Source organism: Kitasatospora cathayae, assembly GCF_027627435.1.
Taxonomy (GTDB): Bacteria; Actinomycetota; Actinomycetes; order Streptomycetales; family Streptomycetaceae; genus Kitasatospora; species Kitasatospora cathayae.
In genome coordinates this window covers 3,662,558-3,681,463 of the sequence record NZ_CP115450.1, presented here as the reverse complement: position 1 = coordinate 3,681,463, position 18,906 = coordinate 3,662,558, and the positions used below count along the sequence as shown (strand labels likewise).

Annotated in this window: 18 protein-coding genes and 2 pseudogenes; 9 read left to right on the top strand and 11 right to left on the bottom strand. The window is 71.7% G+C overall.

Annotated features, from left to right (window positions below; all coding sequences use genetic code 11):
- Positions 1-68: 68 nt before the first annotated feature.
- Positions 69-3,032 carry an AfsR/SARP family transcriptional regulator gene (locus O1G21_RS16165; protein ID WP_270144485.1) on the bottom strand — a complete coding sequence of 988 codons (2,964 nt, stop codon included), beginning with the start codon at positions 3,030-3,032 and terminating at the stop codon, positions 69-71.
- 214 nt (positions 3,033-3,246) lie between these two features.
- Here O1G21_RS16165 and O1G21_RS16160 point away from each other — a divergent pair, with 214 nt between their 5' ends.
- On the top strand, positions 3,247-3,531 hold the full coding sequence (locus O1G21_RS16160; protein WP_270144483.1) for a hypothetical protein: 285 nt from the start codon (positions 3,247-3,249) through the stop codon (positions 3,529-3,531).
- A gap of 402 nt (positions 3,532-3,933) precedes the next feature.
- Here the strand turns inward: O1G21_RS16160 and O1G21_RS16155 are convergent, their stop codons facing one another.
- On the bottom strand, positions 3,934-4,152 hold the full coding sequence (locus O1G21_RS16155) for a hypothetical protein (protein WP_270144481.1): 219 nt from the start codon (positions 4,150-4,152) through the stop codon (positions 3,934-3,936).
- Between the two features lie 137 nt (positions 4,153-4,289).
- Here O1G21_RS16155 and O1G21_RS16150 point away from each other — a divergent pair, with 137 nt between their 5' ends.
- Positions 4,290-5,048 carry a GntR family transcriptional regulator gene (locus O1G21_RS16150; RefSeq protein WP_270144479.1) on the top strand — a complete coding sequence of 253 codons (759 nt, stop codon included), beginning with the start codon at positions 4,290-4,292 and terminating at the stop codon, positions 5,046-5,048.
- 15 nt (positions 5,049-5,063) lie between these two features.
- On the opposite strand, the gene O1G21_RS16145 is transcribed toward O1G21_RS16150, so the two are convergent.
- From O1G21_RS16145 to O1G21_RS16135, 3 genes and pseudogenes are all read right to left on the bottom strand, one after another.
- Positions 5,064-5,372 (bottom strand): type II toxin-antitoxin system prevent-host-death family antitoxin, encoded by a 309-nt coding sequence (locus tag O1G21_RS16145; RefSeq protein WP_270144477.1) that lies wholly within the window; start codon positions 5,370-5,372, stop codon positions 5,064-5,066.
- Positions 5,373-5,482: 110 nt separating this feature from the next.
- On the bottom strand, positions 5,483-7,150 hold the full coding sequence (locus O1G21_RS16140; protein ID WP_270144475.1) for a fumarate hydratase: 1,668 nt from the start codon (positions 7,148-7,150) through the stop codon (positions 5,483-5,485).
- A 172-nt stretch (positions 7,151-7,322) separates the two neighbouring features.
- Positions 7,323-8,536 (bottom strand): annotated as a pseudogene (locus tag O1G21_RS16135) (RNA-guided endonuclease InsQ/TnpB family protein).
- 132 nt (positions 8,537-8,668) lie between these two features.
- On the opposite strand from O1G21_RS16135, the gene O1G21_RS16130 reads away from it, so the two are divergent.
- Together O1G21_RS16130 and O1G21_RS16125 are read left to right on the top strand one after the other, a co-directional pair.
- Entirely contained in the window at positions 8,669-9,451 is a 783-nt protein-coding gene (locus O1G21_RS16130; RefSeq protein WP_270144473.1) for a DUF1707 SHOCT-like domain-containing protein, read from the top strand.
- 314 nt (positions 9,452-9,765) lie between these two features.
- Complete coding sequence (locus O1G21_RS16125; protein WP_405000811.1) at positions 9,766-10,143, top strand: WhiB family transcriptional regulator; 378 nt, start codon at positions 9,766-9,768, stop codon at positions 10,141-10,143.
- A 153-nt stretch (positions 10,144-10,296) separates the two neighbouring features.
- On the opposite strand, the gene glpX is transcribed toward O1G21_RS16125, so the two are convergent.
- Positions 10,297-11,337 carry a class II fructose-bisphosphatase gene (glpX, locus tag O1G21_RS16120; RefSeq protein ID WP_270144470.1) on the bottom strand — a complete coding sequence of 347 codons (1,041 nt, stop codon included), beginning with the start codon at positions 11,335-11,337 and terminating at the stop codon, positions 10,297-10,299.
- A gap of 215 nt (positions 11,338-11,552) precedes the next feature.
- Here glpX and O1G21_RS16115 point away from each other — a divergent pair, with 215 nt between their 5' ends.
- The gene (locus tag O1G21_RS16115; protein ID WP_270144468.1) at positions 11,553-12,089 is read left to right on the top strand and encodes a DUF4245 domain-containing protein; all 537 of its coding nucleotides are present in this window, start codon (positions 11,553-11,555) and stop codon (positions 12,087-12,089) included.
- Positions 12,090-12,184: 95 nt separating this feature from the next.
- On the opposite strand, the gene O1G21_RS16110 is transcribed toward O1G21_RS16115, so the two are convergent.
- Positions 12,185-12,787, bottom strand: a complete 603-nt coding sequence (locus O1G21_RS16110; RefSeq protein WP_270144465.1) for a malonic semialdehyde reductase — start codon at positions 12,785-12,787, stop codon at positions 12,185-12,187.
- Between the two features lie 110 nt (positions 12,788-12,897).
- The gene (locus tag O1G21_RS16105) at positions 12,898-13,155 is read right to left on the bottom strand and encodes an exodeoxyribonuclease VII small subunit (protein ID WP_270144463.1); all 258 of its coding nucleotides are present in this window, start codon (positions 13,153-13,155) and stop codon (positions 12,898-12,900) included.
- Positions 13,156-13,247: 92 nt separating this feature from the next.
- On the opposite strand from O1G21_RS16105, the gene O1G21_RS16100 reads away from it, so the two are divergent.
- On the top strand, positions 13,248-13,736 hold the full coding sequence (locus tag O1G21_RS16100; RefSeq protein WP_270144461.1) for a GNAT family N-acetyltransferase: 489 nt from the start codon (positions 13,248-13,250) through the stop codon (positions 13,734-13,736).
- A 9-nt stretch (positions 13,737-13,745) separates the two neighbouring features.
- Here O1G21_RS16100 and xseA read toward each other — a convergent pair whose 3' ends face one another.
- Positions 13,746-14,957 carry an exodeoxyribonuclease VII large subunit gene (gene xseA, locus O1G21_RS16095; RefSeq protein WP_270144460.1) on the bottom strand — a complete coding sequence of 404 codons (1,212 nt, stop codon included), beginning with the start codon at positions 14,955-14,957 and terminating at the stop codon, positions 13,746-13,748.
- A 10-nt stretch (positions 14,958-14,967) separates the two neighbouring features.
- A pseudogene (locus tag O1G21_RS16090) lies at positions 14,968-15,714 on the bottom strand (amino acid permease); the annotation flags it as partial.
- A 65-nt stretch (positions 15,715-15,779) separates the two neighbouring features.
- On the opposite strand from O1G21_RS16090, the gene O1G21_RS16085 reads away from it, so the two are divergent.
- Complete coding sequence (locus O1G21_RS16085; RefSeq protein ID WP_270144458.1) at positions 15,780-16,754, top strand: 4-hydroxy-3-methylbut-2-enyl diphosphate reductase; 975 nt, start codon at positions 15,780-15,782, stop codon at positions 16,752-16,754.
- Positions 16,755-16,898: 144 nt separating this feature from the next.
- A complete protein-coding gene (ppgK, locus tag O1G21_RS16080) occupies positions 16,899-17,645 on the top strand; it encodes a polyphosphate--glucose phosphotransferase (RefSeq protein WP_270144455.1) in 747 nt (248 codons plus the stop codon).
- Positions 17,646-17,708: 63 nt separating this feature from the next.
- On the opposite strand, the gene O1G21_RS16075 is transcribed toward ppgK, so the two are convergent.
- Positions 17,709-18,161: a DUF6542 domain-containing protein gene (locus O1G21_RS16075; protein ID WP_270144454.1), complete on the bottom strand. Its 453-nt coding sequence runs from the start codon at positions 18,159-18,161 to the stop codon at positions 17,709-17,711.
- A gap of 283 nt (positions 18,162-18,444) precedes the next feature.
- Between O1G21_RS16075 and O1G21_RS16070 the strand changes: the two genes are divergently transcribed.
- Entirely contained in the window at positions 18,445-18,858 is a 414-nt protein-coding gene (locus O1G21_RS16070) for a VOC family protein (RefSeq protein WP_270144452.1), read from the top strand.
- The last annotated feature ends 48 nt before the right edge of the window (positions 18,859-18,906 follow it).

The window sequence follows — 18,906 nt, the reverse complement described above, 5'->3', positions numbered from 1 at the left end:
GCAGCCGGGGGGCTGCGGGGGCGCCGACGCGCTGATCGGGGGAGGTGCTCCGTCGGGGGGCGGAGGCCTCAAGGCGCGGGGGGAGAAGAGAAGGGCTCGGTGTGCTGTCGGGAGATGAGGTCCGCCACGGGGGAGGCCTCCGGCACACCGAGCCGCGTGAAGATCGCGTGCGCCTCCTGGAGACAGGCGAGGCCACGCGCCGGCTGGGCGAGGGCGAGCAGTGCCTCGCCCAGGGCGGCATTGGCGAGGCCCTGGCAGAACGGAGAGTCGAGTTCCTGGGCGATCGCGAGCGACTCGCCGGCTGCCTCGGCGGCCTCGGCGGGCTGCTCGGAAACGAGCAGGGCGGAAGCAAGCCGGGCCAGGGTGTAGCCCTCCCAGAGCGGGTTCCGCTGGGACTGGTAGAGCTGGTGGGCCTCGCGCAAGTGGGGGACGGCCTCGATGCCTGAGAGCACCACACCCAGTTGGTAGAGGGTCTGGGCCAGCAGCGGGCCGTTCTTCGACTCCCGCGCGGCGGCGACGCCGTCACTGGCGGTTTTGATCGCCGTCTCGGCCATACCGAGCCGGTGTTGTACCCGCGCCATGTTGCTGACGATTCGGGCCTCGGCTTTCGGCGCGCCAACGGCCTGGCTGGTGGCCCGGGCCTGTTCCAGGAACGGCAAGGCCTCGGCCGGGCGGTTGCCCATGCTCAACATCACACCCAGCATGTTGGCCGTGGCCACCAGCAGATCGGTCGGGACGTTCGGCGCCTGGTGGTTCAGACTTCGACGGAAGGACTGTTCGGCCCCCTGGAAGTCGCTGGTGACGGACTGAAGGGTGCCGCGGGCGAAGTACACCCGGGCGAGCGCATCCGAGTCGTCACGACGTTGCGCGTCCTCGCGGATAGCCTCCAGTGTCCGCAGGGCTCGGGGGCCGCGGGTCGGGTCCGGGTCGATGCTGATCAGGTAGTTCAGCAGGTCGACGGCTGCGCGCTGCAGGGTGCCGGGGCCGCTCGCGGCGGCCTCGATGGTGCTGAGCAACAGGCCGCCCTCGGTACGCAGCCAGTCCTGCGCGGCATGGCTCGTAGGCAGGCCGAGTCCCGGCGAGGTGAGTGTGGTCAGCTGCTCGATCACAAGATCGTCCGGCTCGATGACCTGCGCTGCGTTGCGCACGGTGGGGATCAGCAGGCCGAGCAGTCGCAGCACCGCCTGCTTCTGGTCCTCGGTGTCCCCGATCCGCTCGTTCTGTCGCTGGGCGTAGAGTCGGAGCAGGTCGTGGTAGCGGTAGCGACCGGGGGTGAAGCACTCCAGCATGTTTGCCTCGACCAGCGCCTCGGCGAGGTCCTCGGCGGCATTTTCGTCCACGCCGAGCAACGCCGCGGCGGCCGCCAGCGGAATGTCGGGGGAGTCGATCAGGGCGAGCAGCCGAAAGGCGCGGGCCTCGGCCTCGGACAGTTGTCCGTAGCCGAGCCCGATGGTGGTCTCCACGGCGAGGTTGCCGAGCTGGAGTTCGTCCAGCCGTCGGCGCTGGTCTGCTAACCGACGGGCCAGGTCGGAGACACTCCAACGCGGGCGGCTGGCCAACCGGGCGGCAGCGATGCGGACGGCCAGCGGCAGGAAGCCGCAGGCGGTGACCACCTTCATGGCCGCCTCCGGCTCGGCAGCGACCCGCTGCTCGCCGACGATGGCCGAGAACAACGCCAGTGCCTCGGCCGGGGTCAGCTCCTCGACGTCGAACAGCTGGGCACCGGGGATGCCGGCCAGCCGGGAGCGGCTGGTGGCGAGCACGGCGCAGCCTGAGACACCGGGGATCAGCGGTCGGATCTGTTCGGCGTCCCGCGCGTTGTCGAGCAGGATGAGCATCCGCCGGCTGGCGAGCAGTGAGCGGTACAAGGCGGCGCGCTGTTCGAGCGAGTCCGGGCTCTCGGCGACACCGAGCGCGTGCAGGAAGTCGCCCAGGACGACCGCCGGGTCGGCCGGAGTGGCACCGGCGCCGCGCAGGTCGACGTACAGCTGCCCGTCCGGGAACTCGGCGCGGACTCGGTGTGCGACGTGCACCGCGAGAGTGGTCTTCCCGACCCCGCCGATGCCGGCCAACGAGGTGACCACTACGGCCTGGCCGGTGGCGTTCATCAGGACTGTCGAGAGGTCGCTCACCAGCTCGGTGCGACCGCTGAAGTCCGATACGTCGGCCGGGAGTTGGGCTGGAGCCGGGGGTGTCGACGGACCTTCCTCGCGGGTGGCGGCGGCAGGCGCAGCGGGGAGCGCGAGGTCCGGGTCGGCGGCGAGGATGCGGTTGTGCATCGCGGACAGGCCTATGCCCGGTTCCACCCCGAGCTCCTCGATCAGCAGCTTGCGGGTGTCGGTGTAGACGCCGAGCGCCTCGGCCTGGCGCCCGCAGCGGTACAGCGCCAGCATCAGCAGCTCTCGCAGGCGCTCGCGCAGCGGGTGTTCGGCCGTCAGGCTGTTGAGCTCGCCGACGATCTCGGCATGCAGGCCGATGTCGAGGGCGGCGGCGCACAACTCCTCGGCGGCGGCGACCTGGCGCTCGGCGAGTCGCAGTCGCTGGGCGTCGGCGTAGGGACCGGGAATGCCCGTGAGCGGGCGGCCACGGAAGAGGTCCAGAGCCTGCGCGAGCAGCCGATGTGTCTCGTGCTTGTCGCCCGCGATCCGGGCGGTCGCGGCCTCGGCGGAAAGCCGTTCGAAGACCGCCAGGTCGAGGGCCTCACCCGGGATGCGCAGCGCGTAGCCGTCGGCCACCGAGACCAGCAGCTCGGCAGGTCGACGTACCTCCCGGCGCGGCTCGATGACGGCGCGCAGGCGCGAGACGTAGGTGCGGAGCGCGGCGACGGCCTGGGTCGGGGGGCGCTCACCCCAGAGCGCGTCGACCAGATCCTGCGTGGTGACAGGGCGTCCGGATTGCAGAAGAAGCGTGCTCAGGACGGCCTGTTGTTGCGGAGAGCCGAGAGAAAGGGGCTTCCCGTCGAGCCAGGCCTGGACCGGACCGAGGACTTGGAAGCGCAGCGCAGGTGTCTGCGGCGTCTCCCGAAACTCCATAAGGTCCCCCGATGGCCTGTGATGTCGATTCCGTGAAAGGGCGCTCGGCGGCCCGCCATGGTGGTTCAGCTTAGGCGGGCGCCTGACTCTGCCGGACGGCACTGCAAGCCGCACGATGTTTATCAGACATTTAATCAACCCTACGATACTGTCCGCGCGCCCGCGCCACAGAGGTCGGGCTGGACACATTTGATGACCGAAAGGCGGCCGCCCAATGGCCAACGACCAGAGCGAGACCCCGGTGGCGTCGGCGCCCGAGAGTGTGGCGCAGACCGGCACCCCGGCCGCCGCTGTGGAGGCGGGCAAGGCTGTCGAGGGCGCGGTGGCTGCGCCCTCGAACCCGACCGAGTACGCCGCTCCGACCGACGCCGAGAAGGATGCGATCGAGGATGGCCTGTTTGGCGACGAGGGTGAGTACGTGGTGGAGCCCACCACGCCAGCCACTGGCCAGCCCGGCAAGAAGTACGTGCCGGAGAACGCCGTCGGTGGCCACCCGTAAGCAGCTGCGGCTGAGCGCCAAGTGCCCCCGGCCGGGCGCGCCATGCGGAGTTGCATGAGCAAGCTTCGTCGGGTTGCCGTGGTCGCCGTGTCGACTGCTGTTGTGACCGCCGGCTACATGGTGACCGCCACGGGGGCCTTCGCGACCCTCGACGGCGGCCACCCGTAAGCCGTTCCGGCCGAGTGCCCCCGCGCCCCCGTCCGGGCGCGGGGGCACTGTCGTGATGTGCGCGCCAATTCGTGTGCGGGTCCATCGGTGGCCGATTCCGGCCCTCGGCGCACGCGTGGTGACCGGGTTCACCCGTAACGTGCCCGGCGGAACCCCCGGGGGCGTTCCGGAATTCCGGATTCACCGGGGATTACCGGCGCCCCGAATGCCATGGTTTGCGTGGGTTCGCCGCAATTACCGGGGCTGATCGCATTCAGCCGAATCGCGGGGCTCGGTGGCCGGTGAGACGTGGTTCGGTTCGGCCGTCCATTCGCGGCCGCCGTGCTCGGGACGCAGGTAGTGCTCGCCGCCGATGGTGTCCATGTAGATGCCGGTGCGTCCGGTTCTCCGGTCGAGGACGAGTTCACCCACGTGAGGCCGGTAGGCCGGGGCGTTGCGCTGTCGGATGGTCACCGCACTGCTCCTTCGCTCCGTCGGCGACTGGCAGACATCTCTAGAGAAGCTAATATCTCTAGAGATGTCAACGGTCGTATCTCCTTACTACCGACCGCGGGCGCGCCTACGATTTGTCCGAGGGAGAGGGAGCGGCGATGACCGGCAGCAGTGGCGACAAACGGCCCAAGTACCAGCGGATCGCCGACTCCCTGAAGGCGGCCGTCGACGCCGGCCGCTACCGCGCGGGCGACCGGCTGCCCGGCGAGAACGACCTGATGGACGAGTACGGTGTGGCCCGGATGACCGCCCGCCAGGCGCTGGGCGTGCTGCAGAGCGAGGGCATCGCGGAGGCCCGCAAGGGCGCGGGGGTGTTCGTCCGGGACTTCCGGCCCCTGCGTCGGCGCGGCATCCAGCGGCTGGCGCAGGGGCAGTGGGGTTCCGGTCGGTCGATATGGTCCGCGGACATCGACAACCGCAGTCTGGTGGTCGACCAGGTGTCGGTCACCGAGCAGGGCGCGCCCGAACACGTGGCCCGGGTGCTCGGGGTGGAGCCGGGCGTCCCGATGTGCGTGCGGCACCGCCGCTTCGTCCTGGACGGCAAGCCGGTGCTGCTCTCCATTTCCTACCTGCCGGCCGTCCTGGTCGCCGGCACCGCGATCACCCGCGAGGACACCGGTCCCGGCGGCACCTACGCCCGGTTGGCCGAGCTCGGCGCCAAGCCCGTGCACTTCCGCGAGGAGGTCCGCTCCCGGATGCCCGCCGCCGAGGAGGCCGCCCGCCTCGAACTCTCCGCCGGCACCCCGGTCATCCTGATCTGCCGCACCGCCTTCGCCGACGAGGGGCAGGTCGTCGAACTCAACGAGATGATCCTCGACGCCGCCTCCTACGTCCTGGAGTACGACTTCGACGCATGAGGCGGGCCGAGGTCGTCAGTGGCTCGGATCCGCCAGTGCTTCCGGCTCTTCGACGGCCCTCGCCACCCCGGGGCGGTCGGCTCCGTCGCGGGCGACGGCAGCCGTGAGCCGTTCGGCGTTGGCGGGCGAGCGCAGCAGGTAGTCGGCCTCCTGCCAGGAGGCGAGGCCCGAAGCCGCTTCGCGCAACGCCCGCTTGCAGGCCTCGTGGACCCGGATGGTCGGCTCGAACTGACCTGCGGCGGCCCGCCGGGACAGCTTCTCCAGGGCCTCCAGCCGCTTCCGGCGGACAACAGCGTCGTCCGCCATGTCCTTCGTCGTCTCCATGGAGGGCACGGTATTCACGTTCGCAGCTCGCCTGCACATGGAACCGCCCCGGCCGCGAGGGGCGGCCGGGGCGGTCCGGGGGCGTGCGGGAGCGTTCCGCCGGGCGGCGGCTACTCCTTGGAGCGGATCCGCAGGTTGGTGATCAGCGGGCCCTCGGTGGTCTCGCGGAAGAAGTCGTTGCCCTTGTCGTCGACGACGATGAAGGCCGGGAAGTCCTCGACCTCGATGCGCCAGACGGCCTCCATGCCGAGTTCGGCGTACTCCAGCACCTCGACCTTCTTGATGCAGTCCTGGGCGAGGCGGGCGGCCGGGCCGCCGATGGAGCCGAGGTAGAAGCCGCCGTGCGCGGCGCACGCGTCGGTGACCTGCTTGCTGCGGTTGCCCTTGGCGAGCATGACCATGGAGCCGCCGGCGGCCTGGAACTGGTCGACGTAGGAGTCCATCCGGCCGGCCGTGGTGGGGCCGAAGGAGCCGGAGGCGTAGCCCTCGGGGGTCTTGGCCGGGCCGGCGTAGTAGACCGGGTGGTCCTGGAGGTACTTGGGCATGCCCTCGCCGGCGTCCAGGCGCTCCTTGATCTTGGCGTGGGCGATGTCGCGGGCGACGACCAGCGTGCCGGTGAGCGAGAGCCGGGTCTTGACCGGGTACTTGGACAGCTCGGCGCGGATCGCGGTCATCGGCTGGTTGAGGTCGACGCGCACCACGTCGTCGTCGAGGTGTTCGTCGGTGGTGTCCGGAAGGTACTTCGCCGGGTCGGTCTCCAGCTGCTCCAGGAAGACGCCCTCGGCGGTGATCTTGCCCAGCGCCTGGCGGTCGGCGGAGCAGGAGACGGCCATCGCGACCGGCAGCGAGGCGCCGTGGCGCGGCAGCCGGACCACGCGCACGTCGTGGCAGAAGTACTTGCCGCCGAACTGGGCGCCGATGCCGATCTTCTGGGTCAGCTCGGTGACCTTGGCCTCCAGCTCGAGGTCCCGGAAGCCGTGGCCGGTCTTGGCGTTGCCGGAGGTCGGCAGGTTGTCCAGGTAGTGCGCCGAGGCGTACTTGGCGGTCTTGAGCGCGAACTCGGCGCTGGTGCCGCCGATCACGATGGCCAGGTGGTACGGCGGGCAGGCGGCGGTGCCGAGCGAGCGGATCTTCTGCTCGAGGAACGAGAGCATGCTCGCCTCGTTCAGGATGGCCTTGGTCTCCTGGTACAGGTACGACTTGTTGGCGGAGCCGCCGCCCTTGGCCATGAACAGGAACTTGTACGCGTCGCCGTCGGTGGCGTACAGCTCGATCTGGGCCGGCAGGTTGTTGCCGGTGTTCTTCTCGTCCCACATGGTCACCGGGGCCATCTGGGAGTAGCGCAGGTTGAGCTTGGTGTACGCGTCGTACACGCCGCGCGCGATGGCGGACTCGTCCGCGCCGGAGGTCAGCACGTTCTGGCCGCGCTTGCCCATGACGATCGCGGTGCCGGTGTCCTGGCACATCGGGAGGATGCCGCCGGCCGAGATGTTGACGTTCTTCAGCAGGTCGAGCGCGACGAAGCGGTCGTTGGGGCTGGCCTCCGGGTCGTCCAGGATGCGGCGCAGCTGGGCGAGGTGCGCCGGGCGCAGGTAGTGCGAGATGTCGTGCATCGCCTCGGCCGTGAGCAGGCGCAGCGCCTCGGGCTCGACCTGGAGGAAGGTGCGGCCGCCGGCCTCGAAGGTGGAGACACCCTCGGCGGTGAGCTTGCGGTACGGGGTCGGGTCAGCGCCCAGGGGGAGCAGGTCGCTGTACTCGAAGTCTGGCGTGGGAGCCATCGGGGCGGTCCTTAGGGTCCAGTTGGTCCGGCTGCGTCGGCGAAGCACCATCCAGGGTAAGACCCGGTCGTGGTGGGCATGCGGACAGGTCAGCCTTGCTCGAGTGCTCCCCCAGGCGAAGGCGGGGCCCGCCTTCGCCTGGGGGATTGCTGGCTCGTGCTGCGTGGTCGCCCTACGGGCGGCCACGTCCTGCGCGCTCAACCCCAGCCGGGTTCAGACCTGCCCGGTGGAGCATCACGTGGGCGGAGTTCTTGTCTCTCGGAGACGAGGCGCCGCACGCGGTACAGGTGTAGGTGCGCATTCCCAGCGGCAGTGCGTGCTTGGCTCTCGCTCCGCAGTGCGCGCAGTCCATCGTTGTGTGCGCGGGGTGGATCAGGTGCACGGCCCTGCCGTGCTTGCGGCCCATCTCGATCAAGGCCGTCTTGGTAGCGCCGATGGCGGCGTCAGCGGCCTTTTTGGCCATGGAGGTCGTGGCGAGGAACTTCGGTCGGAAGTCCTCCACTGCGATGTGGTCGTGGTCCCGGACAACGGTCTTGGCCCACTTGCGGGCGGTGTCCTGGCGCTGCCGGGCGACCTTCTTGTGCAGCTTCGCGGCCTGCCGTCGCGCCTTGCGATAGCCCTTTGACTGGGCCTCTCCCTTCGGCCGTTCGCGGCGCTTCATCTGCCGCTGGTGCTTCGCGAGCCGCTGCGCGGCCTTCTTGCCGTGCTCGGCGTGTGGGAGATCGTGCGCGTCGGATGTGGTGGTGGCGATCTCCTTGACGCCCCAGTCGATGCCGATCACCGCTCCTGTCCTGGGCAGCGGTTCGACGGTCGCGGGGACGACGAACGAGGCGTACCAGTGCCCAAGGTGTCCTGGTACACGCGAACCGAGGACGGCTGGGCGGGCAGATCCCGCGACCACACCACCGTCAGGACGATCCCGCCCGCGAGGTGCGGACGGCCGTCCTGGAGGCGGAAACCGCGCCGGGTGTAGTTCAAGCTCGGCAGGGCTTCACGCTTCTTCTTCGGCTTCGGCATCCCCGCCCGGCGGTGCACCGGCAGCCGGTCCTTGATGTCCTTCTGCGCCTTCGCGCGGGACTTCGCGAAATCCCGGATGATCTGCTGCTGCGGTACCGAAGCGCCCTCGCGCATCCACCCCATGGCGGCGCGGGCCTCGGTCAGCATCTTGTCCAGCTCCGCCGGTCCGCAGGTCACCTTCAGCGCACCATCGAGCCGGGTGCGGTTGGCGATGTGCCGCTGCCGGGACTTGGCCACGCACTCGTTCCACACCCACCGGCACCTGCCCCACTCCGCTTCGAGCGCGGCACGGGCGGTGGCGGACACGCGCAGGCGGTAGGCGTACCGGGCATGCCCGGCATCCTCCACGGTTTCCTGCCGCGCTTCCATCATGTCCTCGAAACACCGTGATCCGCTTTGCTCTCAGGCTTCCCTAAGGCTTGCACACGCGACTGACACTTCCTCCGGTTGTCAGGTGACCTGGCTCACTTGGGCGACAGTGCGAGCGACTAGGCTTGGCTCGTGGACAACTCGCCGTCGCAGGACGACCTGGGGCAGCCGCCGGTGCCGGCTCCCGTGCCCCTGACGAAGCCCGAACTCAAGCCCCAGCCCGAGACCAAGCCGCAGCCCGAGACCAAGCCGCAGCCCTCGCACGCCCCGGTGGCGGAGGCGGAGATGCGGGTCTCGGACGCCGACCGCGAGCGGATCGCGGAACTGCTGCGGGACGCCTACGCCGAGGGTCGCCTGGACGCGGAGGAGCACGCGGAGCGGATCGAGGCCGCGTACGCCGCCAAGACCTTCGGTGACCTCGTCCCGCTGACCCGGGACCTGCCCGCGCACCGGTCGGTCTCCTTCGACAAGCCGCCGCTGGGCGCCCATGAGCCCGCCCCCGCACCGGCCCGGCCGCTGCCGCCGGCGCGGCAGGAGGCCCCGTCGGTGGTGGCGGTCTTCGGTGGCGCGGCCCGCAAGGGCCGCTGGCGGGTCGGCTCGCACCTGACGGCCTTCACCGCGTTCGGCGGGGTGGAGATCGACCTCACCGACGCCGTCTTCGAGTCCCCCGAGGTGGAGATCACGGTGACCGCGATCTTCGGCGGGGTGGAGATCCGGGTGCCGGAGAACGTGAGCCTGCTCGGCTCCGGGGTCGGCGTCTTCGGCGGGTTCGACGTCCGCGAGCAGACCGCGGCGGACCCGTACGCTCCGGTCGTGCGGGTCAAGGGCGTTGCCCTGTTCGGTGGTTGCAACGCCAAGCCGCGCCGGGGCAAGAAGCTCAAGGAGTGGGTGCGCAAGCAACTCGGTACGGAATAGCCCGAATTGACCTGCCGAGTGCCCGGCCCGGGATCAACTCCCGGCCGGGCACTCGGTGTTGTGCTCGGTGCACTCCGTAGTCGATTGCGTGCAGTGTGCATGAATCGCGGCCGGACGGGGTAGTTCCTTCCGCACATCGCTTCTCGTGCGGCTGTGCACCGGAGGCGGCCCAGTGGCCGTCCCGGGCGTTGGACAGCGGGGGCTCGCAGCCGGGCGGGGGAGCGGGGTTCCCCGTGTCCGAGAGCCTCGTCAGGAGTACGGCCGTGCTGCATCCGATCGAGTCCCGCACCACCTCGCCAGTCGCCGCCGCGCAGTTGCTGGAGCGCCGTCCGGCCGTCCGCCCCCAGCCGCAGCCCCCGGGCGGCGCGGCGGGCGCGGCCGCGGGCGAGGACAATCCGTGGCACACCGGTGCGGCCTGTCGGCGGGACGAGGCGGGGCTGTTCTTCGCGCCCTCGAAGGAGCCGACGGCGGCCCGGCTGTCGCGGGAGGAGCAGGCCAAGCAGGTGTGCGCCCGCTGTCCGGTGCTGCTGGAGTGCCGTGAGCACGCACTGGCCCAGCCGGAGCCGTACGGGGTCTGGGGCGGGCTGACGGCCGCCGAGCGGCGGGTGGTGCTGGCCCGGCGCCGCCGCCGGGACGCGGAGCTGCGCGAGGCGGCCCGGGTGGCCACGGCCGGGCGTCGGATAGCCGGCTGACGGCGGGCCGAAGACTGGTCCGAAGGCCGGCCTGAAGACCGGCCCTGACTGGCTCGAAGGCAGGCCCCAGCCGGCTGGCCGGCTGGAAAAGCCTCGCGGCCTCGGCGGAGGGGGATTCCGCCGAGGCCGCGTGGTGAGCCGGTCGCGTCCGGGTCAGTTGGCGCGGTCGAAGTCGATCGCGCTGTAGGCCCGCAGCTTCGACAGCTTGTGGACGGAGTTGATCTCGCGGATCGTGCCGCTCTTGGAGCGCATCACCAGCGAGCTGGTGGTGGCGGTCTCCGAGCGGTAGTGGACGCCGCGCAGCAGCTCGCCGTCCGTGATGCCGGTGGCGACGAAGAACACGTTCTCGCCGCTGACCAGGTCGTCGGTGGTGAGCACCTGGTCCAGGTCGTGCCCGGCGTCGAGGGCCTTCTGCCGCTCGGCGTCGTCCTTGGGCCACAGCCGGCCCTGGATCACGCCGCCCATGCACTTCATCGCGCAGGCCGCGATGATGCCCTCCGGGGTGCCGCCGATGCCCATCAGCAGGTCGACGCCGGTGCCCTCGCGGGCGGCCATGATGGCGCCGGCCACGTCGCCGTCGGAGATGAACTTGATCCGGGCGCCCGCCTCGCGGATCTCCCGGACCAGGCCGTCGTGGCGCGGGCGGTCGAGCACGACCACGGTGACGTCCTCGACGGCGCTGCCCTTGGCCTTGGCGACCCGGCGGATGTTGACGGCCGCCGGGGCGGTGATGTCGACGAACTCCGCGGCCTCCGGCCCGGCCACCAGCTTGTCCATGTAGAACACGGCGCTGGGGTCGAACATGGTGCCGCGGTCGGCGACGGCCAGCACCGCCACCGCGTTGTTCATGCCCTTGGCGGTCAGCGTGGTGCCGTCCACCGGGTCGACTGCGACGTCGCACTCGGCGCCGGTGCCGTCGCCGACCCGCTCGCCGTTGTACAGCATCGGGGCTTCGTCCTTCTCGCCCTCGCCGATGACGACCACGCCGTTCATCGAGACGGTCGAGACGAGGGTGCGCATCGCCTTGACGGCGGCACCGTCCGCGCCGTTCTTGTCGCCCCGGCCGACCCACCGGCCGGCGGCCATCGCGGCCGCCTCGGTGACCCGGACGAGCTCGAGCGCGAGGTTCCGGTCCGGAGCCTCGGGCGCGACCTCCAGGGCGCTGGGAAGGTGGTGCGGGTACTGCGTGGTCATCGTCGTTACCTCTCTGTACGCGACGGCCAGTGAGCGCCCGACTACTGCCTGGTCGAACGCCGTGGTGAGGGTGATGCGATCGTATCTGCCCACGAGATGACTGTCTGTGGCGCGGGTCGCCACCCTGTGGCGAAATGCACTGCTTCGTCCTGCTTCACCCGGACGTGCACACCCCGGGTGGCCCCGCCGGAATGTGGATGAGTCACCATGTGGGGGTGGCTGCAGAGAGCAAGGGCATGAGGGGTCGGCAGACCGTACGGGACATGGTCCTGTCGATGCTGGCGGTCGGTTTCGTCGTCTGGATCGGTTACCTGTTCCTCCCGCACGACGCGGACAGGGACCCGGTGCACGTGGTCGAGTACAAGGTGGCGGCGGCCTCGGCGAAGCGCGCCGCGCCCTACCCGCTGCTGTCCCCGGACGGGCTGTCCGACAAGTGGCGGGCGACCTCGGTCAGCTACACGCCGGCCGACCTGAACGGCGGCAAGGGCAACGCCTGGCACCTGGGATTCGTGACGCCCTCCGGCCAGTACGCGGCGGTCGAGCAGGCCGACGTCCCGCGCGACAAGCTGCTCGCCGACAAGGTCGCGGGCGCCCAGCCGGACGGCAGCTCGGACGCCGCCGGGCACACCTGGGAGCGGGTGCAGGGCGACAAGGCCCGGGCGCTGACCGCCCAGAGCGGCTCGGCGACCACCCTGGTCACCGGCACCGCCTCCTACCAGGAACTCGCCGAGCTGGCCCAGGCGCTCAAGTAAGGCCGGCCCCCGGCAGGCATGCGGAAGGGCCCGCACCGGACGAACCGGTGCGGGCCCTTCGCCGTCGCGGAGTGCGATCAGATCGTGGTGGGCGCTCAGATCGTGGTGACGACCTGCTCGTACGCCAGGCGCGGGGAGCGGTCGAACCAGGCGTCCTCGCCCGGCTTGCCGATGTTGACCACGGCCAGCACCGAGTGCTCGCCGTCGCCGAAGAACTCCTTGTCGATGCCCTCGGCGTCGTAGCCGGTCATCGGGCCGGCGGCCAGGCCGGCGGCCCGCACGCCGACGATGAAGTAGGCGGCCTGCAGGGCGCCGTTCAGCTTGGCGGACTGCTCGCGGACGGCGCGCTCCGCGAAGAACACGTCCTTGGCCTGCGGGAAGTGCGGGAACTGGGTCGGCAGCTCCTCGTGGAACTCGTTGTCCGCGGCCAGGATGGCGACCAGCGGGGCAGTGGCGGTCTTGGCCTTGTTGCCGTCCGCCAGGTGCTGGACGAGGCGCTCGCGGGCTTCGGCCGAGCGGACCAGGACGACGCGCAGCGGCTGCTGGTTGAAGGCCGTCGGGCCGTACTTGACCAGGTCGTAGATGGCCTGGACCTGCTCGTCGGTGACCGGCTCGTCGGTGAAGGTGTTCGCGGTGCGGGCCTCGCGGAACAGCAGGTCCTGAGCGGCGGCGTCGAGTACCAGGGCGTCGGTGGTCATGCTTCTGCACCTCATGCGGAAGAGGGGTTCGTCGGTGTGACCGGCGTGGCCGATCAGCTCCTCCAACATAGGTGAAGATTCAACGATTCCCCAAGGGGGTGTGATCCGCCTCACTCCCCGCCCGGGCCCGCGCCCTCCTCGGCGGCCAGCGCGGCGTCCAGTCGGGCCCGGGCGCCGTCCAGCCAGCGCTGGCAGACCTTCGCCAGCTGCTCGCCACGCTCCCACAGCGCCAGCGACTCCTCAAGGGAAATTCCGCCGTTCTCCAGCCGCCGGACCACCTCCAACAGGGCGTCCCGGGCGTGCTCGTAGCCCAGCGCGTCGTCCGGGGTCGGCGCCGTCGCGTCCTGCTGCTCCTGCTGCTCTGCCATGCGTGCCAGCGTAGGGGCTGGCGCCGACAGGAAGCCCGCGCGGCCCGAAACCCGGGTGCGCCCGGCCGACCGGCGGCGCTAGCCTCCGCCGCATGACCGAGGTCCGACCCGCCGTCCCGGCCGACGCGCCCGAGCTCGTCCGACTGCGCAACCTGATGTTCGAGGAGATGCCCGGCATGGCCGCCCTGGCCGGCCCCGGAGCCTGGCAGACCACCGCCGAGCGGATGCTGCGCGAGCGCCTCGCCGCCCCGGCCGAGGAGCTGACCATGCCCTCCTTCGTGGTCGACGACCCGGGGCGGCCCGGCCGGCTCGCCGCCTGCGCCGTCGGCACCCTGGAGGAACGGCTGCCCTCGCCCGGCAACCCGGACGGCCTGTTCGGCTTCGTCTTCAACATCTGCACCGACCCCGACCACCGGCGGCGGGGCTACGCCCGGGCCTGCACCGAGGCGCTGCTGGACTGGTTCGACGGCCGCCGGGTCGGCCGGATCGACCTGCACGCCAGCAGCGGCGGCGAGGCGCTCTACCGCAGCCTCGGCTTCAGCGAGCACTCGATCGCGCTGTCCCGGCAGCGCTCCTACTAGTTCTCCGCCCTAGTTGTCCGCCACGGCCACGTCGAAGCCGCCGCCCGCCACCCGGGCGTGCAACCCCTCCCCGGCCGAGACCTGCGCCGGGTCCGTCACCACGGTGCCGTCGGCCCGCTGCAGCACCGCGTAGCCGCGCTCCAGGGTGGCCGCCGGGGAGAGCGCGACCACCCTGGCCAGGGTGTGGCCGAGGTCGCTCTGGGCTTGGTCCAGCCGGTGCCGCAGGGTGCGCCGGGCTCGTTCCAGCAGGCCCTCCACCTCCTGGCCGCGTCCGTCCAGCATCCGATGCGGGGCGGCCAGCACCGGGCGGCTGCGCAGCCCGTCCAGCCCGTGCTGCTCGCGCTCGACCCGGCCGAGCACGTGCCGACGGGCGCGGTCGCGCAGCTGGCGGACCTTGGCGAGCTCCTCGCCGACGTCCGGAACCACCCGTTTGGCGGCGTCGGTCGGGGTGGAGGCGCGCAGGTCGGCGACGAAGTCCAGCAACGGCTGGTCCGGCTCGTGCCCGATCGCGCTGACCACCGGCGTCCGGGCGGCCGCGACCAGCCGCACCAGCCCCTCGTCCGAGAACGGCAGCAGGTCCTCCACGCTGCCACCGCCCCGGGCCACGATGATCACGTCCACCTCGGGGTGCTCGTCCAGCTCCCGGACGGCCGCGCTCACCCGCTCCACCGCGCTGATCCCCTGCACCGGGACGTTGCGCACCTCGAAGCGCACGGCCGGCCAGCGCCTCCGGGCGTTCTCCAGCACGTCCCGCTCGGCCGCCGAGCCGCGCCCGGTGACCAGCCCGACGCACTGCGGCAGGAACGGCAGCCGCCGCTTGCGCTCGGCCGCGAACAGGCCCTCCCCGGCGAGGCGCCGCTTCAGCTGCTCCAGCCGGGCCAGCAGCTCGCCCAGGCCCACCGGCCGGATCTCCGAGGCCCGCATCGACAGCTGCCCGCGGGCCGCGTACCACTCCGGCTTGGCGTGCACGACGACCCGCGCGCCCTCCTGCACCACGTCCGCGACCTCGTCGAACACCTTGCGGAAGCAGGTGACCGTGAGCGACACGTCGGCCTGCGGGTCGCGCAGGGTCAGGAACACCACGCCCGCCCCGGGGCGCCGGCTGAGCTGGGTGATCTGCCCCTCGACCCACACCGAGCCGAGCCGGTCGATCCAGCCGCCGATCAGCGCGGATACCTTGCCGACCGGGAGCGGGGCTTCGGGGGAGCTGGTGTTGGCCATGCGTACGAGGCTAGCGGCGCCCGCCGACACCGTCCGTGCTGCCCTGGACGCCGAGCACCACCAGTCCGACCGCCAGCCAGACCAGTCCGACCAGCTGCGCCGTGGTCGAGGCCTCGTGGATCACCGCGCCGATCACCGCGATGCCCAGCAGCGGGACGAGCAGGTGGCGCGGCCGGTCGCGCGAGCCGTGCCGGACGGTGTACCAGCCGATCACCGAGGCGTGCAGCAGCGCGAAGGCGGTCAGCGCGCCCATGTCCACCACCGAGGTCAGCTGGTCCAGCCCGTCGTCCCGGTCGGCCGCCCGGACGGCCGCCGCCACGGTGATCACCGCGGCCGTGAGCAGTGCCCGGCGCCGCACCGCGCTGCCCGGGCCACCGCGGCCGAGGCGCCGACCGCCTCCTCGACGAAGGTCGCGATGGCGTCGAAGCCCAGGTAGGAGAGCACCGCGACGGAGACCGCGGCGAGCACCGCGGTGAGCGAGAAGTCCCCGACGGCGGTGAACGGGGTGTCCCAACCGCGGCCGGGTGCCGTGCTGCGCCAGCACCACCACGGCCGCGACCACGAACACCACCAGCGCCGCGAGCTCCAGCGCGAGCACCGCGAAGCCGACCGGGGCCGCCGTCCGCACCCCGATCAGGTTGAGCGCCGTGGTCACCACCACCGCGATCGCCGTCCACAGCCAGCGCGAGACCCCCGGCACCAGCGAGTGCAGCGCGATCCCGGAGAACAGGTAGGCCACCGCGGGGATCAGCAGGTGCCTGCCGTCGGCGCGGCTTCCCCGCCGCGGGCGGCGGGGCTCCGGGTCCCCCGTACGATGGAGCCATGTCCAACACCGCGCAGCGCCGTGTCCTGCTCGCCGCCCCCCGGGGCTACTGCGCGGGTGTCGACCGCGCCGTGATCGCCGTGGAGAAGGCCCTGGAGCAGTACGGGGCGCCCATCTACGTCCGCAAGCAGATCGTCCACAACAAGTACGTGGTGCAGACCCTGGAGAAGAAGGGCGCGATCTTCGTCGACGAGACGGAGGAGGTGCCCGAGGGCTCGATCGTCGTGTTCTCGGCGCACGGCGTCGCCCCGGCCGTCCACGACGAGGCCCGGGCCGGCAAGCTCGCCACCATCGACGCCACCTGCCCGCTGGTCACCAAGGTGCACAAGGAGGCCGTGCGCTTCGCCGACGAGGGCTACGACATCCTGCTGGTGGGCCACGAGGGCCACGAGGAGGTCATCGGCACCATGGGCGAGGCCCCGGACCGGATCCACCTGGTGGACGGTGCCGAGGACGTCGCCAACGTGCAGGTTCGGGACGAGTCCAAGATCGTCTGGCTGTCCCAGACCACGCTGTCGGTGGACGAGACCATGGCCACCGTCGGCGAGCTGAAGAAGCGCTTCCCGGCGCTGGTCAGCCCGCCCAGCGACGACATCTGCTACGCGACCCAGAACCGCCAGGTCGCGGTCAAGCAGCTGGCCCCGGAGACCGACCTGCTGATCGTGGTCGGCTCCAAGAACTCCTCCAACTCGGTCCGCCTGGTCGAGGTCGGCCTCGAGTACGGCGCCAAGGCGGCCCACCTGGTCGACTTCGCCGAGGAGATCCAGGAGTCCTGGCTGGAGGGCGTCACCACGGTCGGCCTGACCAGCGGCGCCTCGGTGCCGGAGATCCTGGTCGACGGCGTGCTGGAGTTCCTGGCCGCGCGCGGCTTCGACACGGTCGAGACGGTCAAGACCGCCGAGGAGCACCTGATCTTCTCGCTGCCCAAGGAGCTGCGCCGCGACCTGCGCGCCGAGGCCGCGGGCAAGCTGTAAGCCGTCCGTCGAGGACCCGGTGCCCGGTGCGGGCACCGGGTCCTCTGCCGTGCGCGGCCGCCCGGGCTCTCGTAGGTTTGAGCCGAGTTCTGTGCACAGGCTGTGGACGAGCCGGTCCACGGCCGAACGGCGGAGGGTGGAGCGATGGCGGCGGTATTCGGCGTGGACATCGGCGGTTCGGGTATCAAGGGTGCCCCGGTCGACCTCGCCCGGGGTGTGCTCGCCCAGGAGCGGCACAAGGTGCTCACCCCGCAGCCGTCCGAGCCCGAGGCCGTGGTCGCCGCCGTCCGCGAGGTGGTCCGGCACTTCGACCACCAGGGCCCGGTCGGGCTGACCTTCCCCGGCGTGGTGGTCGGCGGGCGCACCAGAACCGCGGCCAACATGGACCACGGCTGGATCGGCCTGGACGCCGCAGGCCTGTTCCGCGAGGCGCTGGACCTGCCCGCGACCGTCCTCAACGACGCGGACGCGGCAGGCCTCGCCGAGACCGCGCACGGCGCCGGGCGGGGCGAGCCGGGCGTGGTGCTGGTGCTCACCTTCGGCACCGGCATCGGCAGCGCACTCTTCGTGGACGGCAAGCTGGTGCCCAACACCGAGCTCGGCCACCTGGAGCTGCGCGGCAAGGACGCCGAGCGCCGGGCCTCCTCGGCCGCCAAGGAGCGGCACGGGCTGAACTGGGAGGAGTGGGCCGGGCGGGTCGACGAGTACCTGGACCTGGTGGAGAGGCTGTTCTCGCCGCAACTGGTCGTGATCGGCGGCGGGGTGAGCCGCAAGCACGAGAAGTTCCTGCCGCTGCTGAAGGACCGCGAGGCGCGGGTGGTGCCGGCGGAGCTGCGCAACGACGCCGGCATCGTCGGGGCCGCCATGGCGGCGGCCCGGGCGGCGCTCTGAGGGCCCGGGCTGACGGCCCGCGCGCGGAGGGCCCGCGCGCGGCGGTTCAGCGGAAGCGGGCCCTCAGCGGGAGCGGTGGATCCGGCGCTGGGCGACGAAGCGGGCGAGCACGATCAGCGCGGCCAGCCCGGTGCCGGAGAACAGCCAGCCGGCCCGCAGCGCCAGCCCGGTCGCCAGCCCCACCACCTGGGCGGTGACGCCCGAGGAGCTGACCGGCGCGAGCACCAGCAGGGCCAGGGCGAAGCCGATCGGCCCGCTGATCGGGGCGGCCAGCAGGTCGGCGTAGCGGACCCGGACGGCCAGCTGGAAGCAGACCACCAGGTAGCCGAGGCCGAACAGCCAGCCGAGGTCGCCGAAGAGCAGCCGGTCCAGGCCCGCCACCACGAGCGTGGCCAGCACCGCGACCACGCCGGTGCCGATCGCGGTCAGCCGGGTCGGCCGGCCGGTGCGGCGCCGCCCGTACACCCGCAGCCGCCGCCCCGCGGACGGGCGCGCCGCCGCGGGCCGGTCGGTCACCGGACGTGGCCGGGCGGGAGGTGCGGCGGGGGCTCCGGTGCTGTCGGGAGCCCGGCCGGGACCGGGGACGGCGGCCGCGGCCGCGCCGTTCGGCGGACGGCGTCTGGGCCCTGGCGGCTGGGTACGGATGCTCTGCTCCACCCGCCCAACGTACGGTCCGATCATCGCCACACTGTGTAATGGACCGTTCAGGACTTGTCCCGTGTCTCCGGATGGCGTACTCCTGTGATCGTCACTCAAGGCGCTGACCTGCTCGGCCGAGTCGACACATCATGATCATCTGATGACCGCACCGGGGACTGGCATGACCGCCGACTTCACCTTCGAACGCCTCGACCACTTCCAGCTCGACATCCCGGCCGGCGCCGAGGACGAGTGCCGCGCCTTCTGGTCCGGCGTGCTCGGCATGACGGAGCTCCAGAAGCCGCCGGTGCTGGCCGCCCGCGGCGGCTGCTGGTTCCGCGGCGGGGGCGTCGAGGTGCACCTCGGCGTCACCCCGGACTTCCGCCCGGCCCGCAAGGCCCACCCGGGCATCCTGGTGCGCTCGCTGGACGCCCTGGCCGAGCGGCTCACCGCGCACGGCCACGAGGTGATCTGGGACGACCACCACCCGGGCCACCGGCGCTTCTACTCCGCCGACAAGCTGGGCAACCGGCTGGAGTTCCTGGAGCCGCTGCCGGGCCCGACCGAGGCGTGAGGCGTACGGAGCGCTGCCCGTAGACTTGGGGGTCGGCCCGTACGGTGC

Excerpts from the sequence above, each read along its gene's own strand:
- O1G21_RS16085 (WP_270144458.1), top strand. The coding sequence starts at position 15,780 with ATGTCCAACACCGCGCAGCGCCGTGTCCTGCTCGCCGCCCCCCGGGGC.
- xseA (WP_270144460.1), bottom strand. The coding sequence starts at position 14,957 with ATGGCCAACACCAGCTCCCCCGAAGCCCCGCTCCCGGTCGGCAAGGTA.
- O1G21_RS16150 (WP_270144479.1), top strand. The coding sequence starts at position 4,290 with ATGACCGGCAGCAGTGGCGACAAACGGCCCAAGTACCAGCGGATCGCC.
- O1G21_RS16100 (WP_270144461.1), top strand. The coding sequence starts at position 13,248 with ATGACCGAGGTCCGACCCGCCGTCCCGGCCGACGCGCCCGAGCTCGTC.
- ppgK (WP_270144455.1), top strand. The coding sequence starts at position 16,899 with ATGGCGGCGGTATTCGGCGTGGACATCGGCGGTTCGGGTATCAAGGGT.
- O1G21_RS16070 (WP_270144452.1), top strand. The coding sequence starts at position 18,445 with ATGACCGCACCGGGGACTGGCATGACCGCCGACTTCACCTTCGAACGC.
- O1G21_RS16165 (WP_270144485.1), bottom strand. The coding sequence starts at position 3,032 with ATGGAGTTTCGGGAGACGCCGCAGACACCTGCGCTGCGCTTCCAAGTC.
- O1G21_RS16145 (WP_270144477.1), bottom strand. The coding sequence starts at position 5,372 with ATGGAGACGACGAAGGACATGGCGGACGACGCTGTTGTCCGCCGGAAG.
- O1G21_RS16160 (WP_270144483.1), top strand. The coding sequence starts at position 3,247 with ATGGCCAACGACCAGAGCGAGACCCCGGTGGCGTCGGCGCCCGAGAGT.
- O1G21_RS16105 (WP_270144463.1), bottom strand. The coding sequence starts at position 13,155 with ATGGCAGAGCAGCAGGAGCAGCAGGACGCGACGGCGCCGACCCCGGAC.
- glpX (WP_270144470.1), bottom strand. The coding sequence starts at position 11,337 with ATGACCACGCAGTACCCGCACCACCTTCCCAGCGCCCTGGAGGTCGCG.
- O1G21_RS16110 (WP_270144465.1), bottom strand. The coding sequence starts at position 12,787 with ATGACCACCGACGCCCTGGTACTCGACGCCGCCGCTCAGGACCTGCTG.
- O1G21_RS16140 (WP_270144475.1), bottom strand. The coding sequence starts at position 7,150 with ATGGCTCCCACGCCAGACTTCGAGTACAGCGACCTGCTCCCCCTGGGC.